This window comes from Bacillus mycoides, assembly GCF_001757995.1.
GTDB classification, from domain to species: Bacteria; Bacillota; Bacilli; order Bacillales; family Bacillaceae_G; genus Bacillus_A; species Bacillus_A mycoides_B.
This window is the reverse complement of record NZ_LXLV01000025.1, coordinates 186,501-201,747: the sequence shown is the minus strand read 5'-3', so window position 1 is coordinate 201,747 and position 15,247 is coordinate 186,501. Positions and strand designations below refer to the sequence as shown.

16 protein-coding genes are annotated in these 15,247 nt (G+C 34.1%); 3 read left to right on the top strand and 13 right to left on the bottom strand.

The annotated features are described in order from the left end of the window. Positions 1–56: 56 nt before the first annotated feature. The 5 genes from BWGOE10_RS10785 to asnB form a co-directional block, all read right to left on the bottom strand. The gene (locus tag BWGOE10_RS10785) at positions 57–1,019 is read right to left on the bottom strand and encodes an ABC transporter substrate-binding protein (RefSeq protein WP_070142406.1); all 963 of its coding nucleotides are present in this window, start codon (positions 1,017–1,019) and stop codon (positions 57–59) included. Positions 1,020–1,309: 290 nt separating this feature from the next. Next, positions 1,310–2,311 (bottom strand): N-acetylmuramoyl-L-alanine amidase, encoded by a 1,002-nt coding sequence (locus BWGOE10_RS10780; protein ID WP_070142404.1) that lies wholly within the window; start codon positions 2,309–2,311, stop codon positions 1,310–1,312. 105 nt (positions 2,312–2,416) lie between these two features. Next, positions 2,417–2,752 carry a hypothetical protein gene (locus BWGOE10_RS29800; RefSeq protein ID WP_081338108.1) on the bottom strand — a complete coding sequence of 112 codons (336 nt, stop codon included), beginning with the start codon at positions 2,750–2,752 and terminating at the stop codon, positions 2,417–2,419. A 45-nt stretch (positions 2,753–2,797) separates the two neighbouring features. Further along, positions 2,798–3,157 carry a GNAT family N-acetyltransferase gene (locus BWGOE10_RS10775; protein WP_070142402.1) on the bottom strand — a complete coding sequence of 120 codons (360 nt, stop codon included), beginning with the start codon at positions 3,155–3,157 and terminating at the stop codon, positions 2,798–2,800. Between the two features lie 91 nt (positions 3,158–3,248). Beyond that, the gene (asnB, locus tag BWGOE10_RS10770; protein WP_070142400.1) at positions 3,249–5,150 is read right to left on the bottom strand and encodes an asparagine synthase (glutamine-hydrolyzing); all 1,902 of its coding nucleotides are present in this window, start codon (positions 5,148–5,150) and stop codon (positions 3,249–3,251) included. Between the two features lie 217 nt (positions 5,151–5,367). Here asnB and BWGOE10_RS10765 point away from each other — a divergent pair, with 217 nt between their 5' ends. Then, a complete protein-coding gene (locus BWGOE10_RS10765; protein WP_070142398.1) occupies positions 5,368–5,832 on the top strand; it encodes an Hsp20/alpha crystallin family protein in 465 nt (154 codons plus the stop codon). 34 nt (positions 5,833–5,866) lie between these two features. Here BWGOE10_RS10765 and BWGOE10_RS10760 read toward each other — a convergent pair whose 3' ends face one another. Then, a complete protein-coding gene (locus tag BWGOE10_RS10760) occupies positions 5,867–6,454 on the bottom strand; it encodes an SCO family protein (protein WP_070142396.1) in 588 nt (195 codons plus the stop codon). A gap of 335 nt (positions 6,455–6,789) precedes the next feature. Between BWGOE10_RS10760 and BWGOE10_RS10755 the strand changes: the two genes are divergently transcribed. Next, a complete protein-coding gene (locus tag BWGOE10_RS10755; protein WP_070142394.1) occupies positions 6,790–7,764 on the top strand; it encodes an MBL fold metallo-hydrolase in 975 nt (324 codons plus the stop codon). Between the two features lie 182 nt (positions 7,765–7,946). On the opposite strand, the gene BWGOE10_RS10750 is transcribed toward BWGOE10_RS10755, so the two are convergent. From BWGOE10_RS10750 to BWGOE10_RS10735, 4 genes are all read right to left on the bottom strand, one after another. Beyond that, entirely contained in the window at positions 7,947–8,789 is an 843-nt protein-coding gene (locus tag BWGOE10_RS10750; RefSeq protein WP_070142436.1) for a DegV family protein, read from the bottom strand. A gap of 153 nt (positions 8,790–8,942) precedes the next feature. Beyond that, positions 8,943–9,194 (bottom strand): DUF2535 family protein, encoded by a 252-nt coding sequence (locus tag BWGOE10_RS10745; RefSeq protein WP_002012715.1) that lies wholly within the window; start codon positions 9,192–9,194, stop codon positions 8,943–8,945. 328 nt (positions 9,195–9,522) lie between these two features. Beyond that, complete coding sequence (gene tatC, locus BWGOE10_RS10740) at positions 9,523–10,263, bottom strand: twin-arginine translocase subunit TatC (RefSeq protein WP_070142393.1); 741 nt, start codon at positions 10,261–10,263, stop codon at positions 9,523–9,525. Positions 10,264–10,316: 53 nt separating this feature from the next. Further along, positions 10,317–10,496 carry a twin-arginine translocase TatA/TatE family subunit gene (locus BWGOE10_RS10735; RefSeq protein ID WP_002012719.1) on the bottom strand — a complete coding sequence of 60 codons (180 nt, stop codon included), beginning with the start codon at positions 10,494–10,496 and terminating at the stop codon, positions 10,317–10,319. 213 nt (positions 10,497–10,709) lie between these two features. Here BWGOE10_RS10735 and trhA point away from each other — a divergent pair, with 213 nt between their 5' ends. Then, entirely contained in the window at positions 10,710–11,366 is a 657-nt protein-coding gene (gene trhA / locus BWGOE10_RS10730) for a PAQR family membrane homeostasis protein TrhA (RefSeq protein ID WP_070142392.1), read from the top strand. A 37-nt stretch (positions 11,367–11,403) separates the two neighbouring features. On the opposite strand, the gene BWGOE10_RS10725 is transcribed toward trhA, so the two are convergent. The 3 genes from BWGOE10_RS10725 to pbpC form a co-directional block, all read right to left on the bottom strand. Next, positions 11,404–12,123 carry a lysophospholipid acyltransferase family protein gene (locus tag BWGOE10_RS10725; RefSeq protein WP_070142391.1) on the bottom strand — a complete coding sequence of 240 codons (720 nt, stop codon included), beginning with the start codon at positions 12,121–12,123 and terminating at the stop codon, positions 11,404–11,406. 112 nt (positions 12,124–12,235) lie between these two features. Next, positions 12,236–12,871 (bottom strand): FMN-dependent NADH-azoreductase, encoded by a 636-nt coding sequence (locus tag BWGOE10_RS10720; RefSeq protein WP_070142390.1) that lies wholly within the window; start codon positions 12,869–12,871, stop codon positions 12,236–12,238. A 235-nt stretch (positions 12,872–13,106) separates the two neighbouring features. Further along, positions 13,107–15,092, bottom strand: a complete 1,986-nt coding sequence (gene pbpC, locus BWGOE10_RS10715; protein WP_070142389.1) for a penicillin-binding protein 3 — start codon at positions 15,090–15,092, stop codon at positions 13,107–13,109. Positions 15,093–15,247 lie beyond the last annotated feature (155 nt).

Genomic DNA, 15,247 nt, shown 5'->3' with positions numbered 1-15,247 from the left:
TTTAAACAAACAAAAAAGTACATCACCTATTTAAAGTGATGCACTCCACCATTCATTTATTTTAAAAAATATTTTTCAATATCATCTAGCATTAAGTTTGCAGCTTTAATACCGCCTGCTGTATTCCAAATTACTTCATCCACTTGGAATACTTTATTGTCTTTAGAAGCCTGTAGCTGCTTAAAGAGTGGATCTTCTGTCCATTCTTTTGCTAACGTGGTTCCTTCGTTATTCTTATCTGCATCTTTATCAGATGTGAAGTAGAATATGTAGTCCCCATCCATATTCGGTATTTGTTCTTTTGTAATTCCTTTTATCGCAAATTCATCTTTATCTTGTAGTGGCGGTCGCTTAAATCCAACATCATTTAAAACAACACCTGAGAATGAGTTTTTCTGATAAATCCGAACATCACCTGGTACGAAGCGAATAATAGAAACTTTAGAATTCAATTTATCTCCTAACTTCTCTTTCATTCCTTCAATACGCTTTTTATAATCTTCAATTGCCTTTTGGCCTTCTTTTTCTTTATTTACAGCTTTTGTATAGAGCGTAAAGTTTTCCTTCCAATCCCCTCGCAACGTTTCAGCATATACAGTTGGCGCTATTTCGTTCAATTGCTCATATATTTTTTCATGACGCATTTTATTCCCGATAATTAAATCCGGCTTAAGCTTCATAACTGCCTCTAAATTAATATCACGCTCAGTTCCTACAACTTTCGTATCTTTTAACTCTTTCGCTAAATGAGGATACCATTCATCACCAGCACGTGGTTTTGTAGTTCCAACTGGCGTTACTCCGACAGCTAGAAGAGCCTCCGCACCTTCATTTGTTAATATAACAACTTTTTTCGGTGTCCCATTTACTGTCGTTTCGCCCATTGCATGCTTTATACTATATGAATCTTTTGCCTTTACTGATGTATCGTTTTCTTTCTTCTCTTCTTTACCACACCCTGCGATTATGACCATTAGTAACATAATGCAAAGTATAAGCATATTTTTAGTTCGTGTCATATGTCCTCCTAGTTGAAAGTGATTATCAATAACATTCAAAAGAATAATGCATATCTTACATATTGTCAATACATATATCAGAAAACTTTTTAAATACATATAATTTAGACACTCGTCCCCATTCGAAATACATATATATCCGTCTTTAATCCTCATTTTTTCATTCGAAACATTTGAAAAATCAATGACCATAAGAAAGTAATTATTATTCCAGTCAACAAATAACATAAGTAATACAAAAACATGTCTCCATCTCAGCAATAAGATGGAGACATGTTCAATTATACTTTTCAATATTGATTATATTTAATATATGACGGATCATTATACACCCACTGATTTCCACCAAGGTTCAACCAACCGTTTTGATTAATATATACTAAATACGATTCCGGATTATTTAATTTACGAATAACTGAAGAAGATGTTGATGGACCACTTCTTAAGTTCACATTCGTTCCTTGTATATAAGCGACACCAATTGGACTTCCATCACTATTGCTCGTCTTTACAAAATTAATATACGAAGGGTCATTATACACCCATTGTCCATTTCCTAAATCTAACCACCCGTTACTTTCCTGATATACGACATAAGATTCTGGAGAGTTGAGTTGACGAATAACCGAAGAAGACGCTGATGGACCACTTCTTAAATTCACATTTTTCCCAAGGATATAAGCAATCCCCTTCGTTTGTGGTGTTGGCTGAGGATTTGGAGGTTTTGGATTGGGAGGATTCGGATTTGGAGCTACTCCAAAGATAGCTGCTATTCCGTTTGCATATGCTTGACTTAAATCTTCAATAAATTGTGGGTTTTTCAATAAATTAGCATCAAACGTTGTATCAATAAAAGCAGTCTCAGTTAAAATTGCATCCATTGCAGTCTCTCTTAGTACCGCATAATTTGCTTTTTTTGCCCCTCGATCACGAAGACCATATTTCGTTAATACAGGATTGACTGCTGCATGCATTTTTTGTTGCTTTTCATATGCGGAACTACTATTAGATAGCGCGTTGTAAATATAACTTTCAAATCCAGTGCCACCGCCACTATTAATGTGAAATGAGATAAAATAATCTGCACCAAATGAATTAGCAATATTAGCACGTTCTGATAAAGAGATAAACACATCACTATCACGTGTCATTTTAATATTGATTGGGTAATTTGCAGATAAAATATCTCGCACACGTCTAGCAATTTGAAGTGTTAACTCTTTTTCCACTAACCCATTACCAACAGCACCAGAATCATATCCACCATGCCCTGCGTCTATAACAAGTTTCATATATCTTTTTCGTTCCTTTCTTTATTGTAATAAGCTTTCATTTCTACTCGTCCTATTTTATGTTAATTGTACAAGTTCCGTTACAAGTACAAATAAAAAAACCCCTTATGTAAGGGGGGTTCTATCACTTTTTTTTAACCAATTTAAAATGAATATGTATGATTGATAGTGGATGTAGCGTACGCAAAATAAAAGAAATAAAAGAAATATTCCAACGCCGCTATATAGCAAACCAAACTTCAAAAAGATGTTCAAAAGAGGCGGGAAATGAGATGCGTTTTGTAATACAAATAACATGCAAAACAAAATTACAAACACGGGTATATATTGTAATTCATATGGTCTTCTCTTCTTATACATTCTTTTTCGAATGAAAATCTGACATAATTCTGCTACAATGAAACAACTTCCAACTAATACAAGACCAGCAGTCATCGTCATACGTTCACCTACCCCATATTCATTTCATCAAGCAATCAATATTCACTATATTTTCTTTACATACATTCCATTTTCCTCACTAAAACCAGATCCCTCTATGAAAGATTTAGCTTGTTCCGTAAACATCTCTTGCAATACTTTTATTTCTTTCACATTTCTCTGTTTCATCATTTCTTCAAATGTAAAATACGTATTTGTCCCGTATCCATAACCTTGATAATCAAAATGAATAATTAACTGTGACAAAATAGCACTCTCTTCTTGAACGCTATAATCTATTACACCAATATATGTATCATCAACTTTTACACAATACTGAACCATTTTCATATCTAAGCTGTGTGAGTGAAACATTTCTTTTACAGCGCTTTCATTTTCTGTATTTACTTTCTCAAACGTAATCATATGTTGTCCATCCTTTTACTATTATTGTATCAATAATAAATGCAATTTATGAAAAAAACCTTAAGATCGAATGCGATCTTAAGGTTTTTTATTAAACTAAGCTATACGCACGCTTTGTTTCTTCGTGGAACTTATTCGTATCGTATTTATGCTCAACATAAATTTGATGCCATACCATAAACGCAAGTACAGTCCAAATTTTACGGCTATAATCGCCTTTATCTGCACAATGTGCTTCCAGTAAGTTTAATACATACTGTTTGTCGATTAAATGCTCAGTTTTGCTTTCTTTAATAATATTTACAGCCCAATCGTGCATTTCATCTTTTAACCAGTGACGAATTGGTACTGGGAATCCAAGCTTTTTACGATCTAACACGTGATCCGGAACAATTCCACGAGCAGCTTCACGTAATATAGCTTTCGTTGTTCCGTTTGCAATTTTAAATTCTGTCGGAATTTTAGATGCAACGTCAAATACTTCTTTATCTAAGAACGGTACACGAAGTTCTAATGAATTTGCCATCGTCATTTTATCAGCTTTTAATAAAATATCGCCGCGTAACCATGTGAACATATCAATGTACTGCATTTTACTTACATCATCATAATCTTTAATTTCGTTATACAATGGTTTCGTGATATCCATATAGTTAACACTTTCATCGTAATACTTCATTAATTCAGCTTTCTCTTCTTCACGGAAGATTTTCGCATTTCCATAGTAACGCTCTTCAATTGGCGTACATCCACGCTCTAAGAAGCTTTTTCCTTTAAACCCTTCTTTAAGAGCACCACTTAATGCCTTTAGAACACTCTTTCCTGGGCTAGGAATGTAAGAGAACATTTTTAAAGAGTTTGGCTCACGATAAATGTTATATCCACCAAATAGCTCGTCTGCACCTTCACCAGAAAGAACAACCGTTACATGTTTACGCGCTTCTTTCGCAACGAAATACAATGGTACAGCTGCTGGATCCGCTAAAGGATCATCCATATGCCAAATGATTTTTGGGAACTCATCCATAAATTCTTGCGCTGTAATGAATACGTTATGGTTTTTAACTCCTAATTTCTCAGCAGTTTCTTTCGCAACATCAACTTCACTGAAACCACGTTGTTCGAAACCAATAGAGAATGTTAATAGATTTGGATTCATTTCTCTTGCGATAGAAGCAATAATAGATGAATCGATACCACCAGATAAGAAAGAACCTACTGGTACATCACTACGCATATGCACTTTTACAGAATCGTATAATACATCACGAATTGCTTGGATATGTTCCTCTTTCGTTGCGCTTGAAGCGTTGAAATAAGGATTCCAGTAACGATGAATTTCCATCTCTTTACCGATTTCTTTTACGAAGTAATGACCAGGCTCAATTTTGTTAACATCAATTGTTAATGTTTCTGGCTCTGGACCATATTGGTACGTAAAGTAGTGTTGTAATGACTTTGGGTTTACCCCTTTATCTTCCAATACATGCATAATACTTTTCTTCTCAGATGCGAAGAATGTAGTATCACCTTGTTGCGCGATGTATAAAGGTTTAATACCAAAGTGGTCACGTGCACCGAAAAGTTTCTTTTCTTCACGATCCCAAATCATAAATGCGAACATACCACGAAGGTAGTCTACACATTTTTCTTTCATATGTGCATACAATGCAATGATAACTTCTGTATCAGATTGTGTTGCAAAAGTTGCACCTTTTTCAAGTAACATTTCACGTAATTCTACATAGTTGTAAATTTCACCATTAAAAATAATTACATATCGATCATTTTCATAAGTTAGCGGCTGATGTCCTGCCTCTAAGTCAATGATACTTAAACGGCGGAAGCCAAATTGTACATGTTCATCACGAAAATATCCTTCGTCATCTGGACCGCGGTGGAAAATCATCGTGTTCATATTTTCAAATTGATGTTTTTCTGTTTCTGAAAACTCTCTAGGGTTTTCACATAAACATCCTACAAAACCACACATACTTCTTACCCTCTTTCAGTTTTCATTCTGTCTCAATACTACTATATCAACCCTATTTATACTAGCATAATCAACTGAATATGGCGACCAAAAACTATAAAAAAATCACTCCATTTCACATTTTTAACATTTTTTTATGAAAACATGAAAACTAGGCACTCACCTTTCTCCGCTTTTGTCATATGATATTGCAAATTGATTTCTAGGAGGGAATACCATGAGTGAAGAAAAAAAAGATACTTCTCGCCCACCGGTTCGCAATTATTTAAAGCAAATTGATGATTTTTTTGAGCAAACACCTCTTCGTAGCGTAATCGCTGATTTGAATCATTTTTTCCAAAAAGGAAATCGTTTATTAACATTTCCTGTAGATTTATATGAAGTTGGTGAAGAACTCGTTGTTACAGCTGAACTACCAGGTATACAAAAAGAACAAATTCAAATTGAAATACAAACCGAATACTTAAAAGTCTCTGTAAAAGAAGATATCCTTGAAGAGACAGAAGAACAAACATCTCATAACTATTATCGCCGAGAACGTTCCATTTCAGAAGCAGCAAGAATGATTAAGTTACCATACTCCATTAATAAAAAAGCAGCGAAAGCTTCCTATCAAAATGGTGTGTTAGAAATTCGTGCACCGAAACTTCCGCAGCAACATGACATTTTATCTATAGACTAATGAAAAAAAGAAGGGTGCTATGCACCCTTCTTCTTTAATCCACTAATCGCTTCATATCACGTATTATATCTTCGTATGGCGTATTACTAATGCCACTATATTTTTTCATTACTTTCCCATTTTGATCAATTAAGAAAAATGATGTTCCATGAATAACTTGCCCATTCTCTGGTTTATCTACAAGCGATTGGAAGTTATCTTTTGAAAACTTTGTAATATCCTCCAGTGAATAACCTGTTAACAAGTTCCAGTTACTTGTATCTTCTGTAAACTTTTGAATGAAAGCTTTCAAATTTTCTGGTTTATCAAGGTCAGGATCTACACTAAACGAAACAAACTGAACATCCAATTTCTCTTCCTTAGCCATTTTTTGTAATTTAGCCATATTAGCAGTCATTGGCGGACAAACCGTTTGACAGTTTGTAAACATGAAATCAGCTACCCAGACTTTCCCTTTTAAATCTTTTGTACCAAACTGCTTTCCTTCTTGATTTGTAAATTGGAAAGTTTCTAAATCCCAGTTTAACGGTTTACGTAATTTTGAACCTGAACTGCTACAACCTGCAAGTACAAAGAGACAAAATACAACCATAAGACCAATTAACTTTTGATAACGCTTCATTATTAAACCTCTTTTCTCTACCCTTAATTTATGTAAGTTATGTATATCATAACAAAAGTAAACACTATGAGAAAATTGTTTACATCATTTGTTCACGAAATCGTACGAATTTACGTATGTTACTTCTTTATTTCAAGCGAATTACTAGACAAAATATATTTTACTACTATTATTTCTCTAACCATTATTGGCGAAACAAAGTTCATTGTTAAATTTGTAAATCAATCTTCCTATTTTTTTACAATCACTTAAACATTAATCCATGTTAAGCACTGTATTCCTTAACAACATTTCGGTACAATACAACTACAACGATTTTAAATGAGGTGATGTTCATGGCTAAGCGCTATGAAAATATGGATAATGTAAGTACAAAAAAATCAATTCGCTCCTTCTTACGCTGGCGTAAAGAGAGAAAGCAAAGCAAAAAAGACTTTTCTTTTCTAGTAGAACAATCACCTGTTAAACAAAGTAAATTTCTACTAAATAACTTTGAAAAAACGACTGTCACATGGATTGGTCATTCAACTTTTCTCATTCAAACGAACGGCTTAAATATTTTAACAGATCCAGTATGGGCAAATAAATTAAAGTTAGTTCCCCGACTTACTGAGCCAGGGCTCACTATAAAAGAACTACCTAAAATCGATATCGTTCTTATTTCACACGGTCATTACGATCATTTAGACTTTTCATCTCTTCGCCAACTAAACGATGATATTTTATACCTTGTTCCTATTGGGCTAAAAAAATTATTTACTCGTAAAAAATTCACCAATGTAGAAGAATACAACTGGTGGGAAAGTACAACAATTGATGAAGTCTCTTTTCACTTCGTACCTGCCCAGCACTGGACGAGAAGAACATTATTTGATATGAACACCTCTCACTGGGGAGGATGGATCATTGATAATATGACTTCTTCAGAAACCATTTATTTTTCTGGTGATAGTGGTTATTTCCAAGGATTTAAAGAGATCGGCAAACGTTTTTCAATCGATATTGCCCTCATGCCAATTGGTGCCTACGAACCAGAATGGTTTATGAAAGTATCCCATGTTTCACCGGAAGAAGCTGTGCAAGCCTATCTAGATATAAACGCTACACACTTTATTCCAATGCACTACGGTACTTTTGCGCTAGCAGATGAAACGCCAAGGGAAGCTGTAACACGGCTTCGTAATAACTGGAATTTACGAATGCTACCGTGGGAACAACTTCATGTTCTCTTTTTGGGCCAAACTTTCACTTATAGCCCTACTGTTCCAGATAAAGAACCAGAAAAAATCACAGAAATCTCTCATGTATAACAGAACTACTTTTTTGAATGATTTATCATATACTATAGAAAATCGAAAAGGGTGTTTTCTATGAACGATTATTTACAGACTCGCTATATCATTAGCTGTAGCGCCTGTATTTCCCTTCTCATTTCTTACTTCATATACACATAAAAAAGCTACTTGAAATTTCATTTCAAGTAGCTTTTTCATTACTCTGCTAAATACATAAAACCAATTGCTCCTGTTCCTGTATGAGTACTGATAACTGGTGTTGTATAGAAAATCTCTGATTGAGTGAATCCATTCACTTTTTCAACAGCAGCTTTTACGCTTTCCGCTAAAGGAATTGCTTTAGCATGTGGAATCGCAACAGCTTTCACCACTTTTCCAGTAGTATCTTCCTCGAATATTTTAGCCAATGTTTTTACAATTTGCCCTTGGCTACGTACTTTCGTTACCGGATTATATACGCCGCCCTCAAGGCTTGCAATTGGTTTAATATTAAGTAAAGAACCAATAAGTGCCTTACCTTTACCGATACGTCCACCTTTTACTAAGTTTTCTAATGTATCTACGATTACGTATAAACGAGTATTTTTTCTCACTTCATCAATACGTTTTAATATAGCTTCTAATGAACTTCCTTCTATTGCCATTTTAGCAGCCTCAATTACTTGATATGCTAATGCATGGCTAATGAATTGAGAGTCAACAACTGTTACTTTCATATCTGTCATTGATGCAGCACTATTTGCTGTTGCAACAGTGCCACTCATTCCACCTGTCATATGGATGGAAAGTACTTCACTTCCATCTTCCCCTAACTTCTCATACATTTCTACAAATGTACCCATAGCTGGTTGTGATGTTTTTGGTAATTCTTTTGATTTCGCCATTTCTTCAATAAATTCATCCGGTTGCAAATCAACGCGATCTAAGTATGTTTGTCCATTTACAGAAATAGATAATGGTAAAACATGAATTTCATACTTCTCAATCACTTCTTGAGATAAATCTGCAGTTGAATCTGTTACAATTTTAATTTTTTGCATATCATATTCTTCCCTTTCCAATACGCTCTCCCTGTTATTATACTAGCATTCCCAGTGCTTTCAACACTTTCGAATAAATTTCACCAAATTAATTATATTTTTATACCTAAAATGAAAAAGACAGAGCCTATCTAACTCTGTCCCTGCTGTGTATTATGCATTCTTTTCAAGAGTATTTGTTTTATATACATTTGAATAATCATTCCACTTCAAACAACTTTGTAAATATTCACGGAAAGAGTACGAGAATCTTGGATTTTTATGTTTTTGAATTTTTGCAATAAACAATTGAAGACGAGACTGAATTAGAAACGCTAATGGATGCTGTGTTTGTAGGACAGGGATTTCAAATATTTTTATACAATTCCCTGTTGCATGAGTGAAATAAAAACTTTTCGTAATCACAATATCAATCCTCTTTTTCGTTGGATTTTTGAACTTCCTCCACTTTATTCTTTAACACGTTTTTTAGTGTAGGTTTCCTATGAATACTAAAATATCCTTAAGCTGCCCCGTTTAGAAGTTAATACTTCATTTATATCCACCTAATTCGAGCCCTGTCCTATATATACTTTGAGACGGGAATCTTATTACCCATATATAGCTTGATAACTTCAGTATAAACTTATAAAAATGAAAAGTTTGTCTAAATTTTGGAGATTCTATAATTTTTTTCTTCTATATATTGTATACAATTATAGCTAGAGTATAACAAATAAATTAAAAAGTGCCTTTATAGCGAGGCACTTTTCGACTGTGTTTCTTCTCTTTTCTGTTTTCGTTTACTAACTATCTTTGATAAAGCGATACTAATTTCATAAATACAAATAAGTGGTACCGCCACTAAACTATGTGATAAAAAATCTGGCGGCGATATACACGATGCAATTATAATCAATACGACATAAGCATATCTTCTTATTTTCTGAAGAAATTCTGCCGTTAGAAGACCTATACTCGTTAAAAACATAACAACTACAGGTAATTCAAATATAACAGCAAACGGAACTGTTAAATTTAATACGAAATGAAAATATTTTTCCGTTGTAAACATTGTATTAAACATCTCATTACCAATTGTAGTTAGGAAATGAAATAAAAATGGCATGACGATAAAATAACCGAAAGATAGGCCTGCTATAAATAATATAGACAATACCGGTATATACATTAATGTCATTTTTTGTTCATTTGGATGTAAACCTGGTTTTACAAATAACCAAATTTGTATCGCTGCAAAAGGAATTGTACAAACGATAGCAAATACTGTAGCAATCGAGAAAAAAATCCACAATACATCACTTGGACCGAGAACAGTTAATTTCATTGGTAAATCTTTTACAAGCCAAAAATAAATATCCTTCGTAAAAGTAAATCCAATAATTAAAAATAATACAAAGGATAAAACTGTATATATTACTCGTTTGCGAAGCTCAACAATATGTTCTACTACGCTCATTTCCCGATCTTCCATCTCGTTCACCACACTTTATTTATCCATTCCGAGGAAAACTTCATCAGATTCTTTTATTTATTTTTTTCCTTCTCTTGAAATGCCTCATCAGTCAATTCTTTTGTTGATTTTTTAAATTCTTTTAACGTTTCCCCTAAAGCTTTCCCAATTTCCGGTAACTTTTTTGGGCCGAATAAAATTAACACTGCTACTAAAATTAAAATTAACCCTGGAAAGCCAATATTTGAAAACATTTCCCCATCCCCTTCATAAGTAGATTCCTTGTCCTACTATTCCATAAGTTCATTTTGTCAAAAAATTTTGTAAACGTCAATGTATCCGTTGTCTTTTGTCAAAAAAATTCAAAAATAAAATCAATTATACAAATATCATTTTCTATTCCTTTTGTATATGATATGGTTAAGGAAAATATAACTTATCTCAAAACAGCGAAAGGGATTAACATTATGACGCAAAAAATTACAAGAATGACCCAATTTGTAAAAGAAGAAATTGCGAATGCAATTACCCATGGTATCGGTGCCATTTTAAGCATCCCTGCCTTAATCATATTAATTATTCATGCTTCTAAACATGGTACAGCATCTGCTGTTGTTGGCTTTACCGTTTATGGCGTAAGCATGTTCTTGCTATACTTATTTTCTACACTGTTACATAGTATCCATCATCCAAAAGTAGAAAAGTTATTTACCATTTTAGATCACTCCGCCATATATTTATTAATTGCCGGCACGTATACACCATTTCTACTCATTACACTGCGTGGCCCGCTCGGTTGGACTTTACTCGCAATTATTTGGACCCTTGCGATTGGTGGCATTATTTTCAAAATCTTCTTTGTTCGTCGCTTTATTAAAACATCAACATTATGTTATATCATTATGGGTTGGCTCATCATCGTTGCCATTAAACCCCTTTATGAAAATTTAACCGGTCACGGCTTCTCACTACTATTAATAGGCGGCATTTTGTATTCTGTCGGAGCTATATTCTTCCTTTGGGAAAAGCTTCCGTTCAATCATGCCATTTGGCATCTCTTCGTACTAGGCGGTAGTACAATGATGTTTTTCTGCGTACTGTTGTATGTCTTACCCGCAGCATAAAAAAAGTTTCAGCTTGTTTAAGCTGAAACTTTTTTTATTACTTATGTAATTGAGATGCAATAATATCTTTTGTATGCTGGGTTAACTCTTTAGCATCCATACTTGCATATTCTTCAGGTGTAATTGGCTTAGAAATTGTTAATGTTGCATGAGCTGGTTTCATACGATTTCCATTAGCCTCAAACATCTTATATGTACCATCTAAAGTTACTGGTAATATAGCTACGCCAGATTTTACAGCAAGGTGAAAACTCCCTGCTTTAAACTCACCGATTTCGCCACCCTTACTTCTCGTCCCCTCTGGAAAAATCACGATAGAATGTCCGTTCTTTAACAGTTCAATTCCATCTTTAATTGCCTTAAGAGATTGACGGCGATCGCTGCGGTCCATGAACACACAATTCATTAGTTCCATCCATGTTGGTACAACCGGAAACTTTTTAATTTCTGCTTTTGAAACGAATCCAATTGGCTTATTTAAGTAACCTAGTAAAACAGGAATATCCATATTACTTTGATGATTACTTACAACTAGCACCGGCTTGTCTTTCGGAACATTTTCAAGTCCCTTTACTTCTACAGTCGATCCAGTTACACGCACCATTTTCTTACCAAACCAGTTTGTTGTTTTATACACAACACTATCTTTTTCTTGCGGTGACATCGCATTTACTTTTCTTTTTATACGCCACAACCTTGGTGTAATCGCAATTACGATTAAAATTAAATAAAAGATTTTAAAAAACGTTTGAATCATACAGAACCCCCACCTATTATCATTCCGACCTTCATTATACTAGACAAACGAAGGAAAAAGAAGAAAAAATGTCCAAACAACAAGTGTTTGGACATTTTTAAAGTATTCTATATTAGAAACGTTTTGCTAATTCACGTGCATTAGCAATTGCTGCTTCTTTAATTTCTTGTGCTTTTTCAGGGTTTGCATTCATTCCCTCAACTGCAATATATTCAGTATCATTTACACCGATGAATCCTAATACTGTTTTCAAGTGATTGCGACCGAAGTCCACAGATGCATATGCTCCTTCAGAATAAACGCCACCTGTAGCTTGAATGTGAAGTGCTTTTTTGCCTTCTAATAAGCCAACTGGACCATTTTCAGTATATTTGAATGTTTTACCTGCGATTGCTACGTTATCTAAGTATGCTTTCACTACTGGTGGATAGCTAAAGTTCCACATTGGAGTTACGAATACATAACGATCTGCATGCATAAATGTTTCTAGGTTTGTGTTCATTGCTGCAACTTTTTGTTGTTGAACTTCTGTTAAAGTTTCAAAGCCTTCACCTGCTGCAAATTTACCCCAAGCACCAAATACATCTGCATCAATTGCTGGTACAGTAGTATTGAATAAATCAACTGTTACAACTTCGTCTTGTGGATGCTCGTTTTTATAAGCTTCGATGAAAGCTTCTCCTACTGCCATTCCGAAAGAACCTTCTGCTGAATTTGGGTTTGCTGTAATAAATAGTACTTTTGTCATTGTATTCTCTCCCTTTTGCATTTTATCTTTAATTCAAGATTTATAATTTGAAAGTAAATAACTTACCTTATGTAAGTATGATACAAAAAGTCATACGCGATGTCAATAAAAATAGTTGCTTTTTTTTCGTAAGTTAATAAGAATTATATTGTTTATTTTTTTGTATATAAGCATTAGGATTTTTACCAATAAAAAAACTACCTCCATATTTCATGGAGATAGTTTTTATTAATCATTACTTTTGAAAAACATGTTTCACTTTTTCAGCCGGAATATTACTTCCACCTCTACCTTTTACATCTTCAATCATCATTGTAATGACCATATCAGGTGAATTTAAATCAAACGCAGCAAACCAACCTAGTTCTTTTCCTTCTGCCTCTTTTGATGCTTTTAATTCTGCTGTTCCTGTTTTACCAGCAAGAGTCATACCATCAATTTTAGCAATTTTTCCAGTACCATCCGGATCGTTAATTACTTTCGTTAATGCTGTTTTTAATATATCCTGATTCCCTTTAGAAATCACATTTTCTTTCCAAGCTTTTGGTTGTTTATCTGTTTTAATGATGTACGGTGACGGAATCGTTCCATCATTTACAATTGGTGCATACGTTAAGGCTAAATGAAGAGGAGTCATTAAGACTTCTCCTTGTCCGTATCCTGTATCTGCCATTTGAATATCATTTTTAATGCCGTCATTTGCAATTTTAGAAGCAGGGAATCCGTATTCGATTGGTAATTTCTCATCGAATCCGAATTTTTTCGCTTCAGTCATAAATTTATCTTTACCTATTTTCAAAGCTTCTTGTGCGAAGTAAATATTATCCGAGTATTTCATCGCCTTATCAAAATCAATCGGATTTGCATCTTTTACACGTGTTACATAATAATTACCCCAAGAAGAATCTTTCGTCCATTTCAATCCTTCAATTTTCAATTCTTCTTTTGGATCAATCATTTTTGTTTCAAGACCAATTGCACCTGTAATTGGCTTAAATACAGAACCCGGAACCGATAATTGTGTAAATCGATTCGTCATCGGTTTTTTCGGGTCATTATTCCAAGCCTCGCGTTGTGCTTTTGATGTTCCTCGTGCAATTAAATTAGGATTATAAGCTGGACTACTTACAAGAGCAATTGTTTCTCCACTTTTCGGATTGATTGCTGCACTTGATCCAGCTTCTCCTTTCATTTCATTATAAATTTTTTCTTGTACAACACTATCGATAGTTAAAGTTACATTCTCTCCATCAACAGCATCTGTTTTCGCTAAATTTTTAATTTCTTTTCCTTGTGCATCTTCCATGAAGACACGGCCACCTTTTTTACCACGTAGCTTTTCTTCTAATATTTGCTCTAAACCAGCTTTACCCACTGGATCATCAGCTTGATACCCTTTCTTTTGAAGCGTTTTTAAATCTTCAGCATTTACCTTTCCGATATAACCAGTTAAATGTGCTGCCGCTTCTCCTAACGGATATGTACGAACATTTACAGGTTTTGTTGCAACACCTGGTAAATCAATGTACGTATTTTGCGTTGCCCCATCAGGTAAAATTCCAATTGGTACGAGATACCCTGGTTTTACCCATTTAGCAGCTAGTTTTTGATCAATTTCTTCTACAGACACATTTAACAACTTCGCTACAGTTTCTTTCGTTTGTGGAGCAGCATCTCCTAATTGTTCTGGAATCATTCCGATTTCAGAAGCTTTACCATTCGTCGCAAGACCTTTTCCATTACGATCGTATACTTCACCACGTTTTGGCTGTGTTGTCTGCATACGCACTTTACTATCCTTTGTCATACCCGGGAAAATAAAATCAGGAGTCCAATCTATTTTCCATGATTCTTTATCTCCGTCTTTTTCTTTCACCATTTTTGCTTCATGGCCAAAAGTGATTTTACCACCAACTGTATCCATACTTACCTTAAAAGGAACAGGGCCTTCATCTTTTTTATCTTCTTTTACTTCCCCTGTTTCTACCTTTAAGTCTTTCACTTCGATACCAGAATAAATCTTTTCATATTTCTCAGTAAACTCTTTCTTTGAAATATCTTTTTTTGCATTTTCTGATAATTGATCATACATATCTGCAAATTTTTGTTTATTCCATGCTTTTACATATGTATCAAACGCTTCTTTTGGTTTTTCTTCTTTACCGCACCCAACTAACATGAATGTTAAGCAAAGAAAAAGAATCCCCCATATTTTTCTCAACCGATTCTCCTCCTCTTTCTATATTAGTACTTTTGAAAATTTTAGCATTTTTCACATGCTACCTATCATTATAGCACTATCGAATCTCATCTATAAACTTATATTAGTGAATACAAATAAAAAGATTGATGCGAATTCTCACATCAATCTTTTTT